General features: G+C 72.8%; 24 protein-coding genes. 14 read left to right on the forward strand and 10 right to left on the reverse strand.

From position 1 onward, the window contains the following. Positions 1-2 precede the first annotated feature (2 nt). Both H958_RS0126800 and H958_RS0126805 read right to left on the reverse strand, forming a co-directional pair. The gene (locus H958_RS0126800) at positions 3-881 is read right to left on the reverse strand and encodes an SDR family NAD(P)-dependent oxidoreductase (RefSeq protein ID WP_028060900.1); all 879 of its coding nucleotides are present in this window, start codon (positions 879-881) and stop codon (positions 3-5) included. Next, positions 881-1,621 (reverse strand): SDR family oxidoreductase, encoded by a 741-nt coding sequence (locus H958_RS0126805; RefSeq protein WP_028060901.1) that lies wholly within the window; start codon positions 1,619-1,621, stop codon positions 881-883. The genes H958_RS0126800 and H958_RS0126805 overlap by 1 nt, the downstream gene beginning before the upstream one ends. A 73-nt stretch (positions 1,622-1,694) precedes the next feature. Here H958_RS0126805 and H958_RS44135 point away from each other — a divergent pair, with 73 nt between their 5' ends. Further along, entirely contained in the window at positions 1,695-2,561 is an 867-nt protein-coding gene (locus H958_RS44135) for a LysR family transcriptional regulator (protein ID WP_051324861.1), read from the forward strand. Between the two features lie 8 nt (positions 2,562-2,569). Here the strand turns inward: H958_RS44135 and H958_RS0126815 are convergent, their stop codons facing one another. Genes H958_RS0126815 through H958_RS0126830 form a run of 4 tightly spaced genes read right to left on the reverse strand, consistent with a single transcriptional unit; the run spans position 2,570 to position 6,190 of the window. Next, a complete protein-coding gene (locus H958_RS0126815; protein WP_028060902.1) occupies positions 2,570-2,905 on the reverse strand; it encodes a hypothetical protein in 336 nt (111 codons plus the stop codon). Continuing rightward, positions 2,902-3,642, reverse strand: a complete 741-nt coding sequence (locus H958_RS0126820; RefSeq protein ID WP_028060903.1) for a succinate dehydrogenase/fumarate reductase iron-sulfur subunit — start codon at positions 3,640-3,642, stop codon at positions 2,902-2,904. The genes H958_RS0126815 and H958_RS0126820 overlap by 4 nt, the downstream gene beginning before the upstream one ends. After that, positions 3,639-5,507: a fumarate reductase/succinate dehydrogenase flavoprotein subunit gene (locus H958_RS0126825; RefSeq protein WP_028060904.1), complete on the reverse strand. Its 1,869-nt coding sequence runs from the start codon at positions 5,505-5,507 to the stop codon at positions 3,639-3,641. The genes H958_RS0126820 and H958_RS0126825 overlap by 4 nt, the downstream gene beginning before the upstream one ends. Continuing rightward, positions 5,504-6,190, reverse strand: coding sequence for a succinate dehydrogenase cytochrome b subunit (locus tag H958_RS0126830; protein WP_028060905.1), 687 nt, complete (start codon positions 6,188-6,190; stop codon positions 5,504-5,506). Before H958_RS0126830 ends, H958_RS0126825 begins: the two co-directional genes overlap by 4 nt. 75 nt (positions 6,191-6,265) lie before the next feature. Here H958_RS0126830 and H958_RS0126835 point away from each other — a divergent pair, with 75 nt between their 5' ends. After that, complete coding sequence (locus tag H958_RS0126835) at positions 6,266-7,420, forward strand: thiolase family protein (RefSeq protein ID WP_028060906.1); 1,155 nt, start codon at positions 6,266-6,268, stop codon at positions 7,418-7,420. Between the two features lie 140 nt (positions 7,421-7,560). Continuing rightward, entirely contained in the window at positions 7,561-8,199 is a 639-nt protein-coding gene (locus tag H958_RS0126840) for a hypothetical protein (RefSeq protein ID WP_156028302.1), read from the forward strand. 62 nt (positions 8,200-8,261) lie between these two features. On the opposite strand, the gene H958_RS0126845 is transcribed toward H958_RS0126840, so the two are convergent. After that, positions 8,262-8,498 carry a hypothetical protein gene (locus H958_RS0126845; protein WP_037411493.1) on the reverse strand — a complete coding sequence of 79 codons (237 nt, stop codon included), beginning with the start codon at positions 8,496-8,498 and terminating at the stop codon, positions 8,262-8,264. Next, positions 8,498-9,151 carry a hypothetical protein gene (locus H958_RS40650; protein WP_051324862.1) on the reverse strand — a complete coding sequence of 218 codons (654 nt, stop codon included), beginning with the start codon at positions 9,149-9,151 and terminating at the stop codon, positions 8,498-8,500. The genes H958_RS0126845 and H958_RS40650 overlap by 1 nt, the downstream gene beginning before the upstream one ends. A 170-nt stretch (positions 9,152-9,321) precedes the next feature. Here H958_RS40650 and H958_RS0126855 point away from each other — a divergent pair, with 170 nt between their 5' ends. The 4 genes from H958_RS0126855 to H958_RS44140 all read left to right on the forward strand — a co-directional run bounded on the left by H958_RS0126855 (position 9,322) and on the right by H958_RS44140 (position 13,398). After that, on the forward strand, positions 9,322-10,278 hold the full coding sequence (locus H958_RS0126855; RefSeq protein WP_028060909.1) for a daunorubicin resistance protein DrrA family ABC transporter ATP-binding protein: 957 nt from the start codon (positions 9,322-9,324) through the stop codon (positions 10,276-10,278). Continuing rightward, the gene (locus tag H958_RS0126860; protein WP_081686316.1) at positions 10,275-11,129 is read left to right on the forward strand and encodes an ABC transporter permease; all 855 of its coding nucleotides are present in this window, start codon (positions 10,275-10,277) and stop codon (positions 11,127-11,129) included. Before H958_RS0126855 ends, H958_RS0126860 begins: the two co-directional genes overlap by 4 nt. A 66-nt stretch (positions 11,130-11,195) precedes the next feature. Then, on the forward strand, positions 11,196-12,587 hold the full coding sequence (locus H958_RS0126865; RefSeq protein WP_028060911.1) for an SAM-dependent methyltransferase: 1,392 nt from the start codon (positions 11,196-11,198) through the stop codon (positions 12,585-12,587). 40 nt (positions 12,588-12,627) lie between these two features. After that, positions 12,628-13,398, forward strand: a complete 771-nt coding sequence (locus H958_RS44140; RefSeq protein ID WP_051324863.1) for a FadR/GntR family transcriptional regulator — start codon at positions 12,628-12,630, stop codon at positions 13,396-13,398. A 34-nt stretch (positions 13,399-13,432) separates the two neighbouring features. Here the strand turns inward: H958_RS44140 and H958_RS0126875 are convergent, their stop codons facing one another. Then, positions 13,433-14,272 carry a LysR family transcriptional regulator gene (locus H958_RS0126875; RefSeq protein ID WP_028060912.1) on the reverse strand — a complete coding sequence of 280 codons (840 nt, stop codon included), beginning with the start codon at positions 14,270-14,272 and terminating at the stop codon, positions 13,433-13,435. A gap of 84 nt (positions 14,273-14,356) precedes the next feature. Between H958_RS0126875 and H958_RS40660 the strand changes: the two genes are divergently transcribed. Then, the gene (locus tag H958_RS40660; protein WP_051324864.1) at positions 14,357-15,607 is read left to right on the forward strand and encodes an MFS transporter; all 1,251 of its coding nucleotides are present in this window, start codon (positions 14,357-14,359) and stop codon (positions 15,605-15,607) included. 633 nt (positions 15,608-16,240) lie between these two features. Here the strand turns inward: H958_RS40660 and H958_RS40665 are convergent. After that, positions 16,241-17,152, reverse strand: a complete 912-nt coding sequence (locus tag H958_RS40665; RefSeq protein WP_051324865.1) for a PaaX family transcriptional regulator — start codon at positions 17,150-17,152, stop codon at positions 16,241-16,243. A gap of 45 nt (positions 17,153-17,197) precedes the next feature. On the opposite strand from H958_RS40665, the gene H958_RS40670 reads away from it, so the two are divergent. From H958_RS40670 to H958_RS0126915, 6 genes are read left to right on the forward strand one after another with little or no spacing between them, the layout of a single operon-like run. Then, entirely contained in the window at positions 17,198-19,399 is a 2,202-nt protein-coding gene (locus H958_RS40670) for an oxidoreductase (protein WP_037411495.1), read from the forward strand. Next, a complete protein-coding gene (locus H958_RS0126895) occupies positions 19,396-20,106 on the forward strand; it encodes an SDR family NAD(P)-dependent oxidoreductase (protein WP_028060913.1) in 711 nt (236 codons plus the stop codon). The genes H958_RS40670 and H958_RS0126895 overlap by 4 nt, the downstream gene beginning before the upstream one ends. After that, positions 20,103-20,888 (forward strand): enoyl-CoA hydratase family protein, encoded by a 786-nt coding sequence (locus H958_RS0126900; RefSeq protein ID WP_028060914.1) that lies wholly within the window; start codon positions 20,103-20,105, stop codon positions 20,886-20,888. Before H958_RS0126895 ends, H958_RS0126900 begins: the two co-directional genes overlap by 4 nt. Then, positions 20,881-21,933, forward strand: coding sequence for an acyl-CoA dehydrogenase family protein (locus H958_RS0126905; RefSeq protein WP_028060915.1), 1,053 nt, complete (start codon positions 20,881-20,883; stop codon positions 21,931-21,933). Before H958_RS0126900 ends, H958_RS0126905 begins: the two co-directional genes overlap by 8 nt. Further along, positions 21,933-23,414 carry an AMP-binding protein gene (locus tag H958_RS0126910; protein WP_037411498.1) on the forward strand — a complete coding sequence of 494 codons (1,482 nt, stop codon included), beginning with the start codon at positions 21,933-21,935 and terminating at the stop codon, positions 23,412-23,414. Before H958_RS0126905 ends, H958_RS0126910 begins: the two co-directional genes overlap by 1 nt. Continuing rightward, the gene (locus tag H958_RS0126915) at positions 23,411-23,800 is read left to right on the forward strand and encodes a RidA family protein (protein ID WP_028060917.1); all 390 of its coding nucleotides are present in this window, start codon (positions 23,411-23,413) and stop codon (positions 23,798-23,800) included. Before H958_RS0126910 ends, H958_RS0126915 begins: the two co-directional genes overlap by 4 nt. Positions 23,801-23,805 lie beyond the last annotated feature (5 nt).

The following is a 23,805-nucleotide window of genomic DNA, read 5'->3' on the forward strand; positions in this document are numbered from 1 at the left end:
CCCTACAGGCTGCTCCCCGCGGTCAGCAGGTCCTCGAGCCCAACGCGGCGGAAGAACTCGACGCGGATGCGGTCCGCGACCGCGGAGACGACCTCGCTGCCGTCGTGGGACGGGTCGACGTGGGTGCGGAACGGGCGCGTGCCGGCGGGCATGTCGACGATGCGGGCGACCGCCTCGGCGACGGCGTCCGGGCGCGCGTCCGGCGGCATCAGCCGCGCCAGGCGCTCGTTGACGTCGGCCATCAGCGTGCCGTAGCGCTCGTCGTAGGCCTCGGCGCGGTAGCCGTCGGCGGGCTTGCCCGCATGCGCGAAGTGGTTGGTGCCCGAGGTGTACGCGCCGGGCACCACGATGGCGGTCTCGATGCCGAAGCGGATCAGCTCGCCGGCGTAGCTGACGGCGAGCGCGTCCATCGCCGCCTTGGCCGCGAAGTACGGCCCGAGGAACGGCGGTGAGCCGCCGCGCGAGCTCGAGCTGCCGATCCACACGAGCAGGCCTTCGCCCCGGCGGCGCAGGTGGGGGAGCGCGGCGCGGTTGACGCGCTGGGCGCCGAGCACGTTCACGTCGTAGACGCCGGCCAGCTGCTCCGGCGTGAACGCCTCCGCCGGTCCGAGCACCATGTGCCCGGCGTTGTGGACGATCGCGTCGAGCCGCCCCTGCTCGGCGAGGATGCGCGCGATCGCGGCGTCGGCGGACTCCTGCGAGGCGACGTCGAGCTCGATCGCGCGGGCGCCCTCGCCGTCGCGGCCGAGCTGCTCGACGGCGGGCGCGTTGCGGCCCGCGGTCTCGCGGATGCCGGCGTAGACGGTGTGGCCGGCGCGCGCGAGCGCGCGCACGGTGAGGGCGCCGAACCCGCTCGAGGCGCCGGTGACGACGATGACCATCAGATGATCCCTCCGTTCGCGCGGATGCGCTGGCCGTTGACCCAGTGGCCGGCCGGGCTCGCGAGGAACGCGACCAGCTCGGCGACGTCGTCCGGCGTGCCGAGCCGCTCCAGCGGCGGCTGCTTGGCGAGCTCGTTCTGGCGCTCCTCGCTGTTGGCCTCCAGGAACAGCGCGGTCGCCGTCGGGCCGGGGGCGACGGCGTTGACCGTCACGTCGCGGCCGCGCAGCTCGCGCGCGAGGATCAGCGTCATCGCCTCGACTGCGCCCTTGCTCGCGGCGTAGGCGACGTAACCGGGGAACGCGAGCCCGACGACCGAGCTGGAGAAGTTGATCAGCGCGCCGCCCGCGCGCAGCCGGCGCACGGCCTGCTGGGCGACGACGAACGTGCCGCGGACGTTGGTGCGCTGCAGCTTGTCGAACGTGTCGAGGTCGTACTCGGCGATCGGCCCGAGGTCCATCCGGCCGGCCGCGTTGACGACCACGTCGACGCCGCCGTAGGTCTCCTCGGCGAGGTCGAAGACGGCCGCGACGGCGTTCTCGTCGGCGATGTCGGCGCGCGCGATCGCGGCCTGACCGCCGGCGCCGCGTATCTCCTCGGCGGCGGCTTCGGCCTCCTGCTCGTTGGCGGTGTAGACGACGACGATCGAGAGACCGTCGGCGGCAAGGCGCAGAGCGGTCTCGCGGCCGATGCCGCGCGAGCCGCCGGTGACGATCGCGACGCGGGAAGGATCGGAAGGCATGCTGCGATCATGCGGCGCATGCGCGCCGGAGGGAAACAGCTCCTGGCCGTCAAGTCACTTCCGGTGGGTGTGGATGCCTGAGCTGCGCCAGCTGCGTACGTTCCTGGCCGTCGCCGAGCAGCTCAGCTTCACCCGCGCGGCCGAGCGGCTGCACCTGACCCAGCAGACGGTCTCCAAGACGATCGACCGGCTCGAGCGTGAGCTCGGCGTCGAGCTGCTCGAGCGCACGACCCGCGAGGTCCGGCTCACCGCCGCCGGAGCCACGCTGCTCGAGGCGGGGCGGGAGGCGCTGGACGCCGCCGACGACGCGTTCGCGCGCACGCGGCTGGTCGGCGCCGGACTGTCCGGGACGATCCGCGTCGGCGTCTCGCCCGCGATCGGCCCCGAGGATCGCGCCGAGGTGGTGCAGGTGCTGCGTGCCCGCGGCGACGTGTCGGTCTCGCTGCACGACGTCCGTCCCGGCGAGCTGCGCGGGATGCTGCGCGAGCAGCAGATCGAGCTGGCGCTCACGCGCGCGGCGGGAACGCTGGACGAGACACTGCACGCGGCGCCGCTGCGGCCCTCGCGGATGGCGCTCTACGTGCCGGCCGGGCATCCGCTGGCGACGGCGCGGACGGCGCGGCTCGAGCAGCTCGACGGCGAGCGGCTGCAGGTCCCGAGCGCGCGGGGGACGCCGTACACCGACATGCTGCTCGCCCGCCTCGCCGCCGCGGGCGTCCACGTGACGCCGGTCGAGGCGCGCGTGACGGGCAGCGCCGGCGTCTCGCTCACCGAGCTGGCCGCGGCCGGCGCGGTCGGCTTGATGCCGGAGGGAACCCCGGCGCCGGACGGCGTCGTCGCGCTGCCGGTCGAGCTGACGGCTCCGCTGCTCGTGCTGTGGCCGGCCGGGCGCCCGTCGGCGGCCGTCCGCGCGCTGCTCGAGGCGCTGCCCGCCGCGTGACGCGACGGCTAGACCGGACCCTCGCCGAACGGCTCGAGCCCCGGATCGTCCGAGACCGAGCCGACGGCGACGCGCAGCCAGGAGTCGATCCGCGGCTGCACGCGCTCGAGCGCGTCGAGCTCGTGGGCGAGCGCGATCGCCTCGTCGGCCTTCTCGACCGCGCCGCCGTCGGTGGCCGCGTCGTCGACCGCGCGCAGCGCGCGCTCGAGCTCGATCCGCAGCGCGCTGATGCGCGCGTCGCAGCGGCGGGCGGTGACCGCGTAGCCGTCGATCCGGCGGCGGTGGCGCGCATCGACGCCCGCCGGCACGCCGGCGAGCAGCCGGTCGATCTGGGCCGGGTTCATCGGCGGCGCCTCGCCTTCCGGTAGTCGCGGTTGAGCATCGCGATGAAGTCGATGCCGATCTCCTTCGGGCACGCAGCCTCGCACTCCTGGTGGTTGGTGCACGAGCCGAAGTACTCCTCCATCGTGTCCACCATCGCGACCGTCCGGCGCGCGCGCTCCGGCTGCCCTTGGGGGAGCAGGTTCAGGTGCGCGAGCTTGGCGGCGGTGAAGAGCTGGCCGGCGCCGTTCGGGCAGGCGGCGACGCAGGCGCCGCAGCCGATGCAGGCGGCGGCGTCCATCGCGCGGTCGGCGTCGTCCTTGGGGACCGGGATCAGGTTCGCGTCCGGCGCCGACCCCGTCGGCGCGGTGATGTAGCCGCCGGACTGGACGATCCGGTCGAGCGCCGAGCGATCGACGACGAGGTCCTTGACGAGCGGGAAGCCGGCCGAGCGGAACGGCTCGACCACGATCTCGTCGCCGTCCTGGAAGCGGCGCAGGTGCAGCTGGCACGTCGCGGTCCCACGCTGGGGACCGTGCGCCTGGCCGTTGATCATCAGGCCGCACGCGCCGCAGATGCCCTCGCGGCAGTCGCTCTCGAACGCGATCGGCTCGCTGCTCTGCGCGATCAGCCGCTCGTTGAGCAGGTCGAGCAGCTCGACGAACGACATCTCCTCGTTGGCGCCGTCGACCTGGTAGGTGACGAAGTCGCCGCGCGCCTGCGGCCCCGTCTGGCGCCACACCCTCAGCGTCAGCTTCATGCGTAGCTCCGCTGCGTCGGGCGCACGTTCTGGAACGTCAGCGGCTCCTTGTCGAGCTTGCCGCCGTATTCCCAGGCGGCGACGTAGGAGAAGTGGTCGTCGTCGCGCAGCGCTTCGCCTTCGGGCGTCTGGTGCTCGGAGCGGAAGTGCCCGCCGCACGACTCCTCGCGGTGCAGCGCGTCGCGGCACATCAGCTCGGCCAGCTCGAAGAAGTCGGCCACCCGGCCCGCCTTCTCGAGCGACTGGTTGAGCGACTCGCCGTCGCCGAGGACGCGTACGTCGGCGTGGAACTGCTCGCGCATCGCCGCGATCTCCGCCATCGCCTGCGTCAGCCCCGCGCCGTTGCGCGCCATCCCGCATTGCTCCCACAGGACGCGGCCGAGCTCGCGGTGGAAGTGGTCGACGGAGTGGCTGCCGTTGGTCTCCAGCAGCGTGCGGACGCCGTCGGCGACCTCGGCCTCGGCGGCCTGGAACGCCGGCTCGCTCGTGGAGAGCGGCTGCTCGCCGAGCAGCGGCGCCAGGTGGTCGCCGATCGTCACGGGCAGGATGAAGTAGCCGTCCGCGAGGCCCTGCATCAGCGCCGATGCGCCGAGCCTGTTGGCGCCGTGGTCGGAGAAGTTCGCCTCGCCGATCGCGTACAGCCCGGGGATCGTCGTCATCAGGTCGTAGTCGACCCAGAGCCCGCCCATCGTGTAGTGCGGGGCGGGGTAGATGCGCATCGGGACGCGGTAGGGGTCCTCGCCCGTGATCCGCTCGTACATCTGGAACAGGTTGCCGTAGCGCTCGCGGATGGTGTGGACGCCGAGCCGCTCGATCGCGTCGGCGAAGTCGAGGTAGACGCCGTTCTTGCGCGGCCCGACGCCCTTGCCCTCGTCGATCATCGCCTTCGCCGCGCGCGACGCGACGTCGCGCGGGACGAGGTTGCCGAAGGCCGGGTAACGGCGCTCGAGGTAGTAGTCGCGGCCGCGGTCGCCGTCGGGGACCCAGATCCGCCCGTCGTTGCGCAGCGACTCGCTCATCAGCGTCAGCTTGGACTGGGTGTCGTCGGACTGCGGGATGCAGGTCGGGTGGATCTGCGTGAAGCACGGGTTCGCGAGCGCGGCGCCGCGCTTGTGGGCGCGCCAGATCGCCGTCGCGTTGGACGCCTTGGCGTTGGTGGAGAGGAAGAAGACGTTGCTGTAGCCGCCGGTCGCGAGCACGACCGCGTGCGCCGAGTGCGAGCTGACCTCGCCGGTCAGGAGGTCGCGCACGACGACGCCGCGGGCGCGGCCGTCGTGGACGACGACGTCGAGCATCTCCGTGCGCGTGTGCAGTCGGACCTTTCCTGCCGCCACCTGCCGCAACAGGGCCTGATACGCGCCCAGCAGCAGCTGCTGGCCGGTCTGCCCGCGCGCGTAGAACGTGCGCGACACCTGGGCGCCGCCGAACGAGCGGTTGTCCAGCAGCCCGCCATATTCGCGCGCGAACGGGACACCCTGGGCGGTTGCCTGGTCGATGATCTCGTTCGAGACCTGGGCGAGCCGGTACACGTTGGCCTCTCGCGAGCGGAAGTCGCCGCCCTTGATCGTGTCGTAGAAGAGGCGGAAGACGGAGTCGCCGTCGTTGCGGTAGTCCTTGGCCGCGTTGATGCCGCCCTGGGCGGCGATGCTGTGCGCGCGCCGCGGCGAGTCGTGGAACGTGAAGACCTGCACCTCGTAGCCGAGCTCGGCCAGCGTGGCGGCCGCGCTGGCGCCCGCGAGGCCGGTGCCGACGACGATGATCTTGAAGCGGCGCTTGTTGGACGCGTTGACGAGCCGGACGCTGAAGCGGTGGTTGTCCCACGCGTCCTGGATCGCGCCGGGCGGGATGTTGGCCTCGAGCGTCACCCGATGATCCCCGTGACGACGGCGATGGGGAAGGAGACGTTGCCGATCGCGATCAGCGCGGCGAAGGCGACCGCGAGGCGGCGGCGGTGCGGGAAGACCCAGCCCATGCTCTGGGTCAGGCTCCAGGCGCCGTGATAGAGGTGCAGTGCGAGCGCGAGGTTGGCGACGACGTAGGCGATCGCCACCGGCCAGCGCTGGAAGCTCTCGACGACGTTGTGATACGGGTCGCCGTGGCGGAAGTCCGGGTTGGCCGTGCCCCAGGTCAGGTCGAGCAGATGGAAGACGACGAACAGCGCGACGAGGATGCCGCTCCAGCGCATCGTCCTGCTCGCAAAGCTCGCCGCGGCGTAGTCGCGCTCGGACGCATACGGCAGCGGCCGCGCGCGGCGGTTGACGACGGTCAGGGCGTATGCGGCGTGGATGTGGATCGCGACGGCGGCGATGAGGACGATGCGGACGATCCACAGCAGCGTCTGCGCCGGCAGCGCCGGCTCGCCGACGGTGCGCAGCCAATGGCTGTAGTCGTCCAGCTGGCTCGCCCCGAGGTAGAGCTTGAGGTTGCCGATCATGTGGCCGAGCACGAACAGCATGAGCACGATGCCGCTGACGGCCATTGCGTACTTCTTGCCGACGTAAGTGCCGTAGAGGCTCCGCCGGCGCGCCTCCAGGGCGGCGTCGCTCATGAGGGCCACGAGCCTAGCGACGGGTGAAGTGAGACAGTGAACTTCCGTTCGCCGTCGGATAGTCTCTCGACTGTCATGCGCTTCGACGACGCCGTCATCCCGCTCAACGCCGCCTGGTCGTCCCCGTTCGTCCGCTGGCAGGGCCCCGGGGCCGAGCTCTCGAGCCTCGACATCGCCGCCCAGGTGACCGCGCGCGCGATGTCCGAGCGCGAGCTCGGGGAGGTCGACGAGCTGGTGCTCGGGCTGACCGTGCCGCAGCGCCAGTCGTTCTATGGCGCGCCGACGCTCGCCGCCCGGCTCGGGCTCGGCGCGGTGAGCGGTCCGCTGATCATGCAGGCCTGTGCGACGTCTGTCGCATGTGTGCACGCGGCCGCGGCTTCAGGTTCCGGCGATCGTCTGGTCGTGCTGACCGACCGGACCTCCAACGGGCCGCACGTCGTGTACCCGAGCGCGGGCGCGCCGGGCGGGACGCCGCAGAGCGAGAACTGGGTGCTGGACTCGTTCGGCTGCGATCCGAGCACGGGGGAGGGCATGCTCGCGACTGCCGAGCGCGTCGCCGCAGAGGCGGGGTTCGCGAAGGAGGCGCTGGACGAGCTGACGGCGCGGCGCTGGGCGCAGTACGAGGACGCGCTGGCGCAGGACCGCGCGTTCCAGCGGCGGTGGATGGTCCCGATCGCGGCGGGCTCCCGCCGCAAGCCGGTGGAGATCGACGCGGACTGGGGCGTGCGGCCGGCGCCGCTGGACGCGCTCGCAGGCCTTCCGGCCGTGGAGGACGGCGGGGTCGTCTCCTACGGGACGCAGACGCATCCGGCCGACGGCTGCGCGGGGCTGCTCGTGACGAGCGCGGATCGCGGCGGCGACGTCTTCGCGCGCATCCTCGCGACCGGGTTCGCGCGCGTGGCGGGCGGCGAGATGCCGAAGGCGCCGGTGCCGGCGGCGTCCGCGGCGCTGGACGACGCGGGTCTGTCGATCGCCGACATGGACGTGATCAAGACCCACAACCCGTTCGCGGTCAACGACCTCTGGTTCGCACGCGAGACCGGCGCCGACGTGGAGACGATGAACCCGTACGGCTGCAGCCTGATCTACGGCCACCCGCAGGGCCCGACCGGCGCCCGCGGCCTGATCGAGCTGATGTGGGCGCTGCACGACCGCGGCGGCGGTCGTGGGCTCTTCACGGGCTGCGCGGCGGGGGACACCGGCGCCGCGGTCGTGATCGAGATCGGCTAGTAGCCAAGCGGGCTGTGGCAGGGCCTAGCCGGGCCTTTCCGGCGTCGGCCCACGCCGATATCGACGGCTTGACCGAGCCTGCGCCAGGAGTAGCCTCGAGCGAGGCACGCCGACGTAGGGGGCAGCGCATGTTCGCAAGCATGAGGCGGTATCGCCTGGAGCGCGGATCGATGGCCGAGCTCGCGTACCGGATCGACGACGACTTCGCTCAGCAGCTCGCCGCTCAGCCCGGGTTCGTGTCATACGAGCTCATCGATTGCGGCTTCGGCGAGTTCATGACGATGAGCATCTTCGTCGCGCTCGAGCAGGCCGAGGCGTCGCGCGAACTGGCTCGGCGCTGGGCCGACGAGCACCGTGAGGATCTCGAGTTCCCGCGCCTCGAGGCGGCGCACGGCGAGATCCTCGTCGGACGTGCGGCGAAGGGCATGCTGGAGGAGACCCACGTCGGCTCTCCTCGCAAGTCCGTCGCGATCCGGCGTTACCGGCTCCATGCGGGATCCGTCGGCGAGCTCATGCACAGGCTCGACGCGGCGTTTGCCGACCGGTTCGGGGCGATGGAGGGCTTCGGGGCCTGGCACGTGTTCGACTGCGGCGGAGGCGAGGTCCTCTGGATCAGCTTCGTCCGCGACCACGCGGCAGCGGAGGAGTCCGATGACCGGGCGTTCCAGTTCATCACGGAGGAGCTCCGCGACTTCCGCCTCGAACGCAGGGTGGCGCTCCGCGGTGACCTGATCGTCAGCCGCGCACGGACAGAGCTGCTCGAGCCGGCCCGCGCCTAGGCGTGCCTCTGGCACGTGAGCATCGTGGGTGGCGCCAGGCGCCGCGGATGCGCCGAGCAGCGCTAGTCCTCGTCGAGCAGGCGGCTGCGGATCCGCGTCGCGACGCGGACCCGGCGGTACGTCTTCCCGGGCTGGACGGGCGTGTCGATGTTCTCGCGCCGCGTCAGCTGGCGCGAATCGCGGGCGCCCGTCCCGGGGAACGTGACCCGCACCTCGGGCTGAGCGTCGAAGCGAAGCTCGTCCGCGGCCGCGCTCGCGAAGATCTCGACGTCCGGCTCGGGCGCATCGTCGCGTCGCATCAGCCGCCCTCGGATCGACGACCGCGCGAGGTGCGCGAGCCCTTCGCCGGGCGGGTTCCGGAGCCGTCGGCCCGACGCCGGCGAGGCGCTTCGGGCGCTCGCTCCACAGGCCGCGGCCGTCGCGCGTCCTCGGCGGCATCGCCGACGGCCTCGCCGGCGTCCTTGACGACCCTGCCGGCGCCCTCGGCGATCCTTCCGGCGCCTTCACCGGCGCCCTCGGCGATCGCTCCGGCGCCTCGGCCAAGGTCGCCGACCGACTCACCGGCGCGGGTGCCGACCTCCTCCACGGTCTCTCCGACACGCTCGAGCAGCTCCCGGACCATGTCGGGGTTGTGGTCGATCGTCGACATGACCCGGTCGATGATCCTGGCGACGTTGTCCAGGCGCGCCTTGAGCAGCACCTTCGCTTCCACGCCTTTGATCGTCAGCTGGACCCGGCCGAGCTCCGCCTCGACGCCGACGTGCAGCTTCAGGAGCTGGAGGACGTCCGCCTGCAGCGAGACCTGGGCGCGCAGATCCTCCACCTCGAGCGAGATCTCATCGACCCTGAGGTCCGACACGTCGAGCAGGACGTCCGGCTCGCCGTGAGCCGCGGCATCGCTCTCGTCGACCTGGGCGGCCGGCTCCAGTTCCTCGTCGTCGGTGTCAGGCACGCGGTCCTCGCCGCGGCGTCAGCCCATCGCTTTGCCGCGTCACTTCTGGGCTGCCCGCCGCGACGGGGCCGGCAAACGCGCGGCACGCTCCGCCGCGGTCGGACTCGAATCGGTTCTGAGGGCCCGATTCGATGAGAAGGCGATGAGTTCCTAGGTTCGAGGGAGTCTTCATGCCCGTGACCTCGACACTCGCCATAGAGGCCGACGGCCTCGTCAAGACCTTCAAGGACACGCGCGCCGTCGACGGCGTGGACCTGGAGGTCCCGCGCGGCAGCGTCTACGGCGTCCTCGGCCCCAACGGGGCCGGCAAGACGACGACGATCAAGATGCTCGCCACGCTCCTGCGCCCCGACGCCGGCCGCGCCCGCGTGCTCGGGCGCGACATCGTCGGCGAGGCCGACCAGGTGCGCGGCCTCGTGAGCCTCACGGGGCAGCTCGCGTCCGTCGACGACGACCTGACCGGGCGCGAGAACCTGGTGCTGCTCGGGCGCCTGCTCGGCTACCGGCCCAAGGACGCCCGCGTGCGCGCCGCGGAGCTGCTCGCCGCGTTCGGGCTCGAGGACGCCGCGGGCCGGCTCGTGAAGAATTACTCGGGCGGCATGCGCCGCCGGCTGGACATCGCGGCGAGCATCGTCGTCACGCCCGAGCTGATGTTCCTCGACGAGCCGACCACCGGCCTGGACCCGCGCTCGCGCAACCAGGTCTGGGACATCGTGCGCGCGCTCGTGGGGGAGGGCACGACCGTGCTGCTGTGCAGTCAGTACCTCGACGAGGCCGATCAGCTCGCGGACCGCATCGCGGTGATCGACCACGGCCGCGTGATCGCCGAGGGCACGCCGGGCAAGCTGAAGGCGTCGGTCGGCCAGGGCGCGCTGCACGTCCGCCTGCTGGACCCCGGCCGGCGCGAGGAGGCGGCCGCGATCCTCGGCCCCGACATCCACCGCGAGCCCGACCCTGCGGCGCTGACCGTGCCGGTGGCCGGCGCCGACCAGGCGTCGGAGCTCGTCGCCGCGCTCACGGCGAGCGGGCTGGAGCTCGCGAGCTTCTCGCTCGCGCAGCCGAGTCTCGACGAGGTGTTCCTGGCCTTGACCGGCCACCCCGCGGAGGAAGAGGAGAACGCGGCATGAGCGACGTCGCCCGCAAGGAGGAGGCTGTGACGACTGGGCTCCCGATCCTGGAGGAGCGGCTGCACGCCGCGCTGGCCTCCGGCGCCCGCCCGCCGCACCCCGGTCGCCTGTCCGCCGCCATCACGTTCGGCTGGCGCGGCATGCTCAAGATCAAGCACGTTCCGGAGCAGATGATCGACGTGACGATCACGCCGGTGCTGTTCCTGCTGATGTTCACGTACCTGTTCGGCGGCGCCGTCGCGGGCTCGACTGGCGAGTACCTGCAGTACATCCTCCCCGGCATCCTCGCCCAGTCGGTGCTGTTCACCTGCGTCTACTCCGGCGTGGCGCTCAACACCGACGTCACGAAGGGCGTGACCGACCGCTTCCGCTCGCTGCCGATCTGGCGCCCGGCGCCGCTCGTCGGCGCGGTGCTCGGCGACAGCGCGCGCTATCTGATCGCGGCGGTGATCGTCACCGTGCTGGGCCTGGTCATGGGCTTCGACGCCGAAGGCGGCGTGGCCGGGATCGTCGCGGGGATCGTGCTCGTCGTCGTCTTCGCGTTCGGCCTCTCGTGGGCCTTCACCGCCCTGGGCCTGACGCTGCGCACGCCGAGCGCGGTGCTCAACGCCGGGTTCATGGCGCTGTTCCCGCTGCTCTTCCTCAGCAACATCTTCGTCGACCCGAGCACGCTGCCCGGCTGGCTGGAGTGGTTCGTCGGCGTCAACCCGATGTCGCACCTCGTCACCGCGACGCGCGACCTGATGGCCGGTGACGCCGCGGCTGAGGACGTCCTGCTGGTGCTGGGCGAGGCGGCGGCGCTGACCGCGATCTTCGCCCCACTGACGGTTCGCCTGTACCGAGCCGTCTAAGCCTGGATCGAGCGATTCTCGCGGCGCCTCCACGATGATCGTTCGAGCCAGGCTAACCTCGCCCGGGTGAACGCCTCGACCGCCCTGTCGGAATCGCCCCTCTGGAGCCTGCAACGCGAGTGGTACGAGGCGCGGGCGAGCGACGCGTTCGCCGAGGTCCCGCACCAGGTGCTCGACAACCCGTTCGTCTCCGCCGCCTACGCGCGGGTCGTGCTCGGCTACCTGCGCGACTGCGCGCGCGGGAAGCTCGACCTGGACGAGCCGCTGTACATCGTCGAGCTCGGTGCGGGAGCCGGGCGCTTCGCGCACGGCTTCGTGCGCGAGCTGGGGGCGCTGCTCGACGCGCTGCCGCTCGAGCTCCCGCCGGTGGTGTACGTCATGACCGACTTCTCGGAGAGCACGCTGGCCGACTGGGCGGCCAACCCGCGGCTCGCCGACGCGCAGATCGACTTCGCGTCCTTCGACGTCACCGCCGACAGCACGCTCCAGCTGCGCCGCCGAGGCATCGTCCTCGACAAGGTCGCCAACCCGCTCGTCGTGATCGCCAACTACATCTTCGACAGCGTCCCGGCCGACGCGTTCGCGATCGAGGACGAGCGGCTCCAGGAGTGCCTGCTGACGGTCGAGGGCGAGGACATCGACGCGATGGATCTGACCTTCGAGCGCCGCCCGGTGCAGCTGCCGCACTACGGCGACGCGGAGCTCGACGACCTGCTCGAGCACTACATGGAGGAGCTCGACGACTCGGTCGTGACGGTCCCGCGGGCGGCGATCGACTGCCTCAACCGCCTCGAGTCGCTCTCCGGCGGGCGCATGCTGCTGCTCACCGCCGACAAGGCGTACACGACCGAGGCGGGCCTCGCGGGCAGGCCCGAGCCCGAGATCAGCCGCCACGGCAGCTTCTCGCTGATGGTCAACCTGCACGCCTTCGGCTGGTGGGCGCGCCGGCGCGGCGGCGACATGCTCGACACCGGCGACCGCCACACGACGATCGCCGTCGTCGCGCTGATGATCGGCGGCGAGGACGGGCAGCCCGAGACGCGGCAGGCCTACGAGGATGCGATCGAGCGCTTCGGGCCGGACGACCTGATGACGTTCACCGAGGGCCTGGAGCGCTCGGTGGACGCGATGACCGCCGCCGAGCTGGTGTCCCTCCTGCGCTTCACGCTGTGGGACAGCTACACGCTGATCGGGATGGCGGACGCGCTCGTGGCGAAGGTGGCCGAGGCCGACGTCCCGACGCGCGAGGACCTGCGCGACGCGCTGTATGAGGTCTACGAGCGCCACTACCCGGTGCCCGGCGAGGGCGACCTGCCGTTCACGCTCGGGCTGATCCTGTACGAGCTCGAGGACTACGCCGAGGCGCTCGACTGCTTCGAGGCCTCGCTCGAGCGGTACGGGCCGGACGCCTCGACCGAGTACAACATCGCGCTCTGCCGCGAGCAGCTCGGCCAGTAGAAATCATTTGCGTTTTTCGGCGCCGGGTAGCATTGTGCGCATGGCGCACGCTGCCGAGCACCCCGGCGATCGCTTCCCGCGGACGCGCTCGGACGCCAGCGAGCACATCGCGCTCGAGATCCGCCGCTACCTGGAGCGCCACGAGCTCCAGCCGGGCGACCGCATCGGCACCGAGCAGGAGCTGGCGGCCGAGTTCGGGGTCAGCCGCCCGACGCTGCGCGAGGGCCTGCGGCTGCTCGCCAGCTCGCACCTGATCCGCGTCGGCCGCGGCCGCGCCGGCGGCATCTTCGTCGCGCGCACGCCCAACGAGGGGATGAGCCGCAACGTCAGCGAGTCGATCGCGATGATGCTCGCGACCGAGAGCGTCTCGCTCGGCGAGCTGCTCGACGCGCGCCTGTTCCTCGAGGTCCCGCTCGCCGGGCTCGCCGCGCGCCACGCGGACGAGGAGACGGCGGCGCGGCTGCAGGCGGCGATCGAGGACGCCCAGGGCAACGCGCCCGGCACCGAGCCGTTCACCTCCGCCGACGCGCGTTTCCACCGCATCGTGGCCGAGGCGGCGGGCAACCCGCTGCTGCACGCGTTCACGGGCTGGATCCTCGAGATCTTGCAGCCGAACCTCGTCGCGCACATCTCCGGCACCATCGACGGCGAGGACATCTTGCGCCAGCACCGCGAGATCCAGCGCGCCGTCCGCCGCCGCCAGCCCGCCGCGGCCGAGCGTGCGATGCGCGCGCACATCGAGCATTTGCAGGCGGTGCTGCGCGAGGTCGACGGGGTCACGCCCGCACCCGGCCGACGCCCTCTGCCGTGAGGATCCCCGAGCGGGAGCTCGCGGCGCCTGCCCACTAGCCCCCGCGCGCGGCGACGAAGCCGGCGAAGGCCTCGACGGCCGGCGGCCGGTAGCGCTCGGCGTGCCAGGCGAGCCCGATCGTGCGCGAGGCCCCGGCGTCCGCGACGGCGAGGCCCTTGCCGTCGTGGCCCGGCAGCAGCGCGACGCCGAGGCCGGCGGCGACGAGCCCGCGCAGCGTCTCGGGGTCCTCGCCCTCGAACGCGATCCGCGGGGTGACGCCGGCGCGGGCGAGCAGCTCGTCGGTCGTGCCGCGCAGGCCGTACTCGTGGCGCATCACGACGAACGGGTCGCTGGCGACCTCCTCGAGCCGCACGCGGCGGCGGCGCTCGAGACGGTGGCCGGGCGGGACGAAGAGCCGCAGCGGCTCGTCGAGCAGGGCGCGCCAGGCGAGCCGCGGCGGCCGCGGGCTCGTGAGCAGGAGGTCGGCGCGGCCCTCGAAGACCTCGTCGGCGAGCCCGGCGGCGCTGCCCTGGTTGAGCCGGAAGCGGACGTCGGGGTGCTCGGCGCGGAAGGCGCCGATCAGCTCGGGGACGAGCCACGTGCCGAGAGTGTGGAGGAACGCGAGCCGGACCGCACCCGCCTCGCTCTCGAGCGTCTCCCGGCCCGCCTCCAGCTCTTCGAGGGCGCGGCGGACGTGCGCGGCGTACGCCAGGCCATGGCGATTGGGGACGAGCGCGCGCCCGACGCGGTCGAAGAGCCGGACGCCGAGCTGCGTCTCGAGGCGGCGCAGGGAGCGCGAGAGGGCGGGCTGGGAGACGTGCAGCGCCGCGGCGGCGCGCGTGACGTTGGGGTCCTCGACGACCGCGACGAACCAGCGGAGCTCCTCGATCTGCATGGCCCAAGCAATGTTCGCAGAGCATGGGTTCGGTGCCGATGATGCATTGGAATGCAGGAGTGCTCGCGCCTAGCGTGGAGTCGGATGGCATCCGATCGCGTGCCGGCGAGCACCGGCAAGGCGGCGGCGAGCGGCGAGCCGCATCGCCGCGGCGAGCCGGGCTTCCGCCGCGCGTCGATCGCGCTGTTCGCAGCGGGCGTCGCCACGTTCGCGCTGCTGTACGCGCCGCAACCGCTGCTGCCGCAACTCTCCGGCGCGTTCGGCGTGAGCCCGGCCGAATCCAGCCTCACGCTCGCGGTCAGCACGGCGGGACTCGCGCTGGCGCTGCTGCCCGCGGGCTGGCTCTCGGATGCGTGGGGACGCACGCGGGTCATGACGCTCTCGCTCGGGGCCGCGACGGCGCTGGGACTGCTGGCCGCGGCCGCGCCGGGCTTCGGAGCGCTGCTCGTCGTGCGCGCGCTCCAGGGAATCGCGCTGGCCGGCGTGCCCGCCGTCGGGATGGCCTACCTGACCGAGGAGATCCACCCGCAGTCGCTGGGCAGCTCGATCGGGCTGCTGATCGGCGGCAACGCGCTCGGCGGGATGGCGGGGCGGCTGCTCGGTGGGGCGCTGGGGGAGCATGCGGGCTGGCGGGTGGCGCTCGTCGCCGTCGCGCTGCTGAGCCTCGCTTGCGCGGTCCTGTTCTGGCGCTTCGCGCCCGCGTCACGGCGCCACGTGCCGGCGCGCTTCGCTCCGCGTCCCGCCCTCGGCTCGCTCGCCGCGCTCCTGCACGACCGCGGGCAGCTGCGTCTGGACGCGCTCGCCGCGCTGCTGATGGGCACGTTCGTGGCGGTCTACAACGGCATCGGGTTCCGGCTCGAGGCCGCGCCGTACGGACTGGGGGAGACGGCGATCGCGGCGATCTTCCTGATCTACCCGATCGGCTCGCTGTCCTCGGCGATCGCCGGCCGGCTCGCCGACCGCATCGGCCGCCGCCGCGTCCTGCCGGCGGGCGTGGTCGTCGCGCTCTGCGGCGTCGCCGTCACCGCCGCGCGCCCGCTGCCGGTCGTCGTCCTCGGGATCGCGCTGCTCACCGCGGGCTTCTTCGCCGCCCACTCGGTCGCCTCCAGCTGGGTCGGCCGCCGCGCACCGACCCTGCCCGCGCAGGCGTCGGCCCTCTATCTGCTCGCGTACTACGCCGGGTCCTCGCTCGCCGGCCCGCTGGGCGGCGCGGCCTGGAGCGCGGGCCGATGGACCGAGGTCACGGCGCTCGCCGGCGCTCTGCTCCTCACCGCGCTCGCGGTCTCGCTGCGACTCCGGGTGACGCCGCCGCTCCGCGTCGCAGAGCCGGCGTAGGCACCGTCCGCCTCGTTGCGCCGGTGAACGTCAACGGCGGCCCGTGAGGGGAGCGAGGGGCGAGCCGCGCGCCATGTTCGCGCACGTCGCGCCGCGTTGGCGTGGGCGAAGGTCAACGGCGGCGCGCGCCGTCGCGGCTCGTTGCCGCCGGTGAACGTCAACGGCGGCGGGTAAGGGGAGCGAGGGGCGAGCCGCGCGCCATGTTCGCGCCGTCGCGCCCCGGTGGCGCGGGCGAACGTCAACGGCGGCAGGTAAGGGAAGCGAGGGGCGAGCCGCGCGCCCGGACGATCACCGCGTGCGGGGGTGCGCGACGCTCCTTAGGTCACCCTCGGCCGCGCTGCGCGGTGACGATCGATCGTGATCGAGCAGCCGGTTCATAGCGATCGGATGCGATCGTAGTCACGCCCTTATCGCGCAGTTGACGTTCGCCGGGAGAGACGGGGCGCGCGAGGAGATCGCGTCGGCGCTGGGGGCGCGGGGTCGCAGGAGTCGCGGAGGAGCGCGCGGGGTGCTGGGCTCGCGGCGCGCCGTGGATCGCCGGCGGCGGGGTTCCCGCGGGCTGGGTAGATCGCGGCGGCCGTACCCCGGTCACCGCGCCCTGGGCTGCGCGCGGAGGCACCCGGGCGCGCCGCGTCACCGCGCGGTCGTTCGCGCCTCCACCTCCGCCCACGCGGCTGGGGAGAGACGGGCGTCGAGCGACGTGAAGACGCGCCACGCCTCCGCGCCCGGCCAGTCGCCGGGCAACGCCGATGCCGGGAGTCCCGGGTCGTGGAACGGGATCCGGCGCCAGGCGTCGAGGTGGCGGATGTGCTCCGCGAAACCGCCGTCGCGGATCTCGGCCCACTCGGCGAGATAGGCGGTGTACTCGGCCGCGAGCGCGTCGAGGTCCCACCAGCGGGCGGCGTCGGCCGCGAGCGGCTCGGCCGCGAAGAGGTCCACGCGATCGGCGACGCCGAGGTCCTCCACGAGCCGCCCGATCTCGTCCCGCAGCTGCGCCGGAGCGATCCAGACCGCCGGTGCGACGGTGCCGAGCCCGAGGCCCGCGAGGCCCGAGCGCAGGCGGTGGCGGAGCGCGCGCTGCGCCTCCGGGATCGAGAAGACGACGAGCAGCCACGCCGGCTCGTCTGGCCCGGAGGAGATGGGGGCGGTGATGGGCTCGTGGGGTCCGGCGGAGATGGGAGCGGTGATGGGCTCGCGGGGTCCGGCGGAGATGGGGGCGGTAACAGGCTCGCGGGGCCCGGCGGCGACCGGCGCGGCGCCCGGCCCTCGCGGCGGCGCGGCCCGGTCGCGGGGCCGGCCGAAGATCCGGGCGTCGCCCGCCCGCAGGATCGCTTCGCCGTGCGGCGTCAGCCGGTACCCGGCGGCGCCGCCGCGGCGCTCGGACTCGATCACGCCTCGCCGCTTGAGCCGGGAGACCGAGGAGCGGACCGCCTGTGCGTCCAAGCCCACGTCGGCCATCAGCGCGATCAGGTCCGCGACGGCGATCCAGCCGCCGAGGCGGCGCAGGAACGCGCCGAAGAACGTCATCAGCAGCGAGCGAGGCACATAGCGAGTCTATGACGACGGTCACGGAAGCGCTATAGTCGTGCCATGCGGATCGCGATCGCGGGCGGTGGCCCCGGTGGCCTGTACCTCTCGATCCTCCTCAAGCGCCTCGACCCGTCGCATGAGGTCGTCGTCTACGAGCGCAACGCGCCCGACGACACGTTCGGCTTCGGCGTCGTCTTCTCCGATGAGACGCTGACCGCGTTCGAGGCCGCCGATCCGGAGTCCTACGCCGAGATCGCGCGCCGCTTCGTGCGCTGGAGCGAGATCGACGTGCATCACCGCGGCGAGGTGATCACCTCAGGCGGCCACGGTTTCTCCGCGCTCGGCCGCAAGCAGCTGCTCAACATCCTCCAGACGCGCGCGGCGAGCCTCGGCGTCGAGCTCCACTTCCGCCACGAGGTGACCGATCTCGACGGCGACCTCGTGGTCGCCGCGGACGGCGTCAACAGCACGCTGCGGGCGCGCTACGGCTTCGAGCCGCGACTCGACCGCCGCAGGGCCACCTACGCCTGGTTCGGCACCGATCACGTCTTCGACGCCTTCACGTTCCTGATCGCGGAGACCGAGCGGGGCGTGGTCCAGGTCCACGCGTATCCGTACAGCGACACGATGAGCACCTTCATCGTCGAGACGACCGATGCGCTGCCGCTCGACCGCGCCGCCTGCGAGGACCTCTTCGGCTATCGCCTGATCGAGAACCGCACGCGCTGGATCAACTTCGTCACGGTCCGCAACCCGTTCTGGCGCAAGGACAACGTCGTCCTGCTCGGGGACGCCGCGCACACGGCGCACTTCAGCATCGGCTCGGGCACGAAGCTCGCGATGGAGGACGCGATCGCGCTCGCCTGGGCGGTCAGGGAAGGCGACGTCGACGCCTACGAGGCCGAGCGCCGGCCGATCGTGGAGAGCACCCAGCGGGCGGCGCAGGGGAGCCTCGAGTGGTTCGAGGGCATCGGCCGCTACATGGGGCAGCCGCCGCGGCTGTTCGCCTTCAACCTGCTCACCCGCAGCCGCCGCATCACGCACGGCGAGCTGCACAAGCGCGACCCGGAGTTCGTCGCCGCGCTCGCGACCAGGCCGCCCATGTTCACGCCGTTGCGCCTCCGCGACCTCACGCTCGAGAACCGCGTCGTCGTCTCGCCGATGGACATGTACAGCTCGGTCGACGGCACGCCGGGCGACTTCCACCTCGTCCACCTCGGCGCCCGCGCGCTCGGCGGCGCCGGCCTCGTCATGACCGAGATGATCTGCACCTCCCGCGACGGCCGCATCACCCCCGGCTGCGGCGGGCTCTACAAGGACGAGCACACGGCGGCGTGGAAGCGCATCGTCGACTTCGCGCACGCGCACGGCCGCGCGAAGATCGGCGCACAGATCGGGCACGCCGGGCGCAAGGGCTCCACCCAACTGCTGTGGGAGGCGGAGGACCAGCCGCTGCCGGAGGGCAACTGGCCGCTGATCGCGCCGTCGCCGCTGCCGTACCTGCCGGGCATCAGCCAGGTCCCGCGCGAGATGACGCGCGCCGACATGGACGCGGTCCGCGCCGAGTTCGTCGAGGCCGCGCGACGAGCCGACGAGGCCGGGTTCGACCTGCTCGAGCTCCACATGGCGCACGGCTATCTGCTGTCGAGCTTCCTCTCGCCGCTCACCAACATGCGCGAAGACGAGTACGGACGCGACCGGGCGAAGTTCCCGCTCGAGGTCTTCGCCGCCTGCCGCGCCGTGTGGCCGGAGCACAAGCCGATGTCGGTGCGGATCTCCGCCACCGACTGGGTCGAGGGCGGCTTCGACGGCGACGACGCCGTCGCGTTCGCGCGCCGCTTCAAGGCCGCGGGCGGCGACATCGTCGACGTCTCGACCGGCCAGGTCTCGCCCGATCAGTCGCCCGCCTACGGCCGCAGCTACCAGACCCCGTACGCCGACCGGATCCGCCACGAGGCGGGCATCCCCGTGATCGCCGTCGGCGCGATCTCCAGCTACGACGACGTCAACACGATCGTGCTCGCCGAACGCGCCGACCTGTGCGCGCTCGCGCGCCCGCACCTGTACGACCCGCACTGGACGCTGCACGCCGCCGCCGAGCAGGGCGTCGACCTCGAGTGGATCCCGCAGTACCGCTCCGGCAGCCGCCCGCCGAACACCGGCAAGGACGTGCGCCGAGCCCCGCTGCGGCGCTTCGACGAGGTCCCCGGTCGAAGCGACCGCGAGACCGTCCTGCGCGCGATCGGCGGCGGTCGCCCGTGAGGACCGTCCTGGTCACCGGCGGGGGGAAGGGGATCGGGCGCGCGGTCGTCGAGCGCTTCACCGCGGCCGGGGAGCGCGTCATCGCCGTGGGCCGCGATCGCGCGGCGCTGGAGGCGACCGGCGCCGAGAGCGCGGAGTGCGACGTCACCGACGAGGCGGCGGTCAGCGCCCTCTTCGACCGCATCGGCGCCCTCGACGTCCTCGTGATCAACGCCGGCGCGGCGTCCTCGGCACCGCTCGCGAAGACATCGCTGCACGACTGGAACGCGCTCCACGACGTCAATGCGACAGGCGCCTTCCTCTGCACCCGCGCCGCGCTCCCGCGCCTGAACGAGCACGGCCGGATCGTCACCGTGGCGAGCGTCAACGGCCGCATCGGCGCTCGCTACACGAGCGCGTACACCGCATCCAAGCACGCCGCGGTCGGGCTCGCGAGAGTCACCGCCGCCGAGCTCGCGGGCAGCACCAAGACCGCCAACGCGGTCTGCCCGGGCTACGTCCGCACCCCGATGACCGAGCGCACGATCGCGACGATCGAGCGGCGCACCGGCAAGGACGGCGAGGCCGAGCTCGCCAAGCTCTCGCCGCTCAACCGCCTGCTCGAGCCCGAGGAGGTCGCGTTCGCGGTCGCGTTCCTCGCTGCGCCGGAGGCCGGCGCGATCAACGGCCAGACCCTGGTTCTCGACGGAGGAGGCATCCAGACGTGATCGCACCCGAGCACTTCGGCTGGGACGTCGACGACGGCGTCGCGACGGTCACCCTCACGGGCGCCGAGCGCAAGAACCCGCTGACGTTCGCGTCCTACGCCGAGCTGCGCGACACGTTCCGCGAGCTCGCGTACGCCGACGACGTCCACGCCGTCGTGATCACGGGGGAGGCGGGCAACTTCTGCAGCGGCGGCGACGTGCGCGACATCATCGGCCCGCTGACCGAGATGGACATGCCCGGGCTGCTGCGCTTCACGCGCATGACCGGCGACCTCGTCAAGGCGATCCGCGGCTGCCGGCAGCCCGTGATCGCCGCCGTCGACGGAATCTGCGCCGGCGCCGGAGCGATGATCGCCACCGCCGCCGACATCCGCTTCGGCACGCCGTCCGCCAAGGTGGCGTTCCTCTTCACGCGCGTCGGACTGGCCGGCTGCGACATGGGCGCCTGCGCGCTGCTGCCGCGGATCGTCGGCCAGGGCCGCGCGGCCGAGCTGCTGTTCACCGGCCGCAGCCTGTCCGCCGAGGAGGGCGAGCGCTGGGGCTTCTTCAACCGCCTCGCGGGCCTGGACGAGGCGCAGGAGCTCGCCCGCACGCTCGCGCACGGCCCCACGTTCGCCCACGGCATGACCAAGACGATGCTCGACCAGGAGTGGGACATGAGCCTGCCGGCGGCGATCGAGGCCGAGGCGCAGGCGCAGGCGATCTGCATGCAGACGCGCGACTTCACGCGCGCCTACGAGGCGTTCCTCGCCAAAGAGCGGCCGGTGTTCGCGGGTGATTGAGCTCCCGTTCTTCGACGACCGCCACCGCGCGTTCGCCCCGCCGCTCCCGGAGGTCCCCGAGCAGCCCCTCGACGACCGCTGCCGCGCGCTCGTCAGCGCCCTCGCCGAGAACGGCTGGCTCGAGCACTGCGTCGGCGAGCTCGACGTGCGCACGCTCTGCCTCGCCCGCGAGCGGCTCGCCTATCACGACGCGCTCGCGGACTTCGCGTTCGCCATGCAGGGCCTCGGCTCCGGCGCCATCAGCCTCTTCGGCTCGCCGCAGCAGAAGGACGCCTACCTCCCCGCGGTTGCGGACGGGACCAGGATCGCCGCCTTCGCGCTGTCCGAGCCCGAGGCCGGCTCCGACGTCGCCGCGATGACGACGACCGCGCGCGACGGTCGCATCACCGGCACGAAGACGTGGATCTCCAACGGCGGGATCGCCGGCTTCTACACCGTCTTCGCCCGCGCGCCCGAGGGCATCACCGCCTACCTCGTCGACGCGGACGACGTCGAGATCGAGGAGCGCATCGACGTGATCGCGCCGCACCCGCTCGCGCGCCTGCGCTTCGACGACGCGCCCGGCGAGCTGCTGGGCCACCCGGGCCAGGGCATGAAGGTCGCGCTCGGGACGCTCGACGTCTTCCGCTCCACCGTCGGCGCGGCGGCGCTCGGCATGGCGCGGCGCGCGCTCGACGAGGCGACCGCCCACGTCAAGCGGCGCACGCTCTTCGGCGCGCCGATGAGCGACCTCCAGCTCGTCCAGTCAAAGCTCGCCGGCATGGCGCTCGGCGTCGATGCGAGCGCCCTGCTCGTCTACCGTGCCGCCTGGGTCAAGGACGTCGCCCAGCGACGCGTCACCCGAGAGGCGGCCATGGCCAAGCTGCATGCGACGGAGACCGCGCAACGCGTGATCGACGACGCCGTGCAGCTCTTCGGCGGCCTCGGGGTGACGAAGGACCACCCCGTCGAGCGCCTGTACCGTGAGATCCGCGCCCTGCGCATCTACGAAGGAGCGTCCGAGGTGCAGCAGCTGATCATCGCCCGCGCGACCCTCGCGGCCTGATGGACACGTTCGCGCAAGACCGGCTTCCACCGCGCCACCTCTGGCCGCGCCTGGAGCCGCCGCCCTACCCGGAGCGCCTCAACGCGGCGGTCGAGCTGCTGCGGCACGACGGCCCGGCCGTCCGCGGCGAGACCACCTGGAGCTACGACGAGCTCGACGCCCGCTCGAGCGCCATCGCCGGCGCGCTGCGCATCGAGCCCGGGACCCGCGTCCTGCTGCACAGCGCCAACACCCCCGAGGCGATCGCCGCCTGGCTGGGCATCCTCAAGGCCGGCGGGATCGTCGTCGCCACGATGCCGCTCCTGCGCGCGGGCGAGATCGCGAAGGTCATCGACAAGGCCGAGGTGAGCCACGCCATCACCGAGGCGCGGCTGGCCGAGGAGGTCGTCCGCGCCGGCGAGGTCGCGCTGCACACCTTCGACGAGCTGCCGGTCCGCGGGGACTTCGAGCCCGTCGACACGGCCGCGGACGACGTCGCGATCATCGCCTTCACGTCGGGCACCACCGGCCCGCCGAAGGGCTGCGTCCACTGCCACCGCGACCTGCTGGCGACCTGCGACACGTTCGCGCGCCACATCCTCGACCCCCAGCCCGGCGACGTCTTCTCCGGCACGCCGCCGCTCGCGTTCACGTTCGGCCTCGGCGGCCACGTCCTCTTCCCGCTGCGGTTCGGCGCCTCAACGGCGCCCTTCGCCAAGCCCGGCCCCGAGGCGACGGCCGAGGCGATCGCGCGCCACGGGATCACCACGCTCTTCACCGCGCCGACCGCCTACCGGGCGCTGCTCAGGACGGAGGGCGACTTCAGCTCCCTGCACACCTGCGTGTCCGCCGGCGAGCCGCTGCCCGCGGGCGTCTCCGACGCCTGGTTCAAGAAGACCGGCGTCCGCATCGTCGACGGCATCGGCTCGACCGAGATGCTGCACATCTTCATCGCCTCGCCCGCCCACGAGGTCAAGCCGGGCAGCGTCGGGCGCCCCGTTCCCGGGTATCAGGCGCGCATCGTCGGTCCGGACATGCGGACGCTTCCGGCGAACGAGATCGGGCGCCTCGCCGTCCAAGGCGCCACCGGCTGCCGCTACCTCGACGACCCGCGTCAGTCGACGTACGTCGTCGATGGCTGGAATCTGACCGGCGACGCCTTCTCGATGGACGCCGACGGCTACTTCTGGTTCCAGGCCCGCACCGACGACATGATCATCTCGGCCGGCTACAACATCTCCGGCTTCGAGGTGGAGGCCGCCCTGCTCGAGCATCCGGCCGTCGCCGAGTGCGCCGTCGTCGCGGCGCCGGACCCGGAGCGCGGCCACGTCGTCAAGGCGTTCGTGGTCACCGCCGCCCAGACCACCGCCAAGGAGCTGCAGGACCACGTGAAGGCCCGCATCGCGCCGTACAAGTACCCGCGTCAGGTCGAGTTCCTGGACGCGCTCCCGCGGACGCCGACGGGCAAGGTCCAGCGTACCGTCCTGCGCGAGTGGGCGTGAGGCGCCTACAGCCGGCCGGCTGGCCGGAGCCGAAGGGCTACGCCAACGGGGTCGAGGCCGGGGGCATCGTCTTCACGGGCGGGCAGATCGGCTGGGACCAGACGGGCGCGTTCCCTCACGCGGACCTCGCGGGCCAGGTCGGCCAGGCGCTGCGCAACGTGCTCGCCGTGCTCGCCGAGGCCGGCTGCGGCCCCGAGCACGTGACCCGCCTCACGTGGTACATCACCGATCGCGAGGAGTACCTCGCGCACCCGAAGGAGATCGGCGCCGCCTATCGGGCGGTCATGGGCCGCCATTTCCCGGCGATGGCGGTCGTCGTGGTCGCCGGCCTGCTCGAGCCGCCGGCGAAGGTCGAGATCGAGGCCACGGCGGTCAGATCTCGGTAGGCGGC

Source organism: Candidatus Solirubrobacter pratensis, assembly GCF_000425945.1.
GTDB lineage: Bacteria > Actinomycetota > Thermoleophilia > Solirubrobacterales > Solirubrobacteraceae > Solirubrobacter > Solirubrobacter pratensis.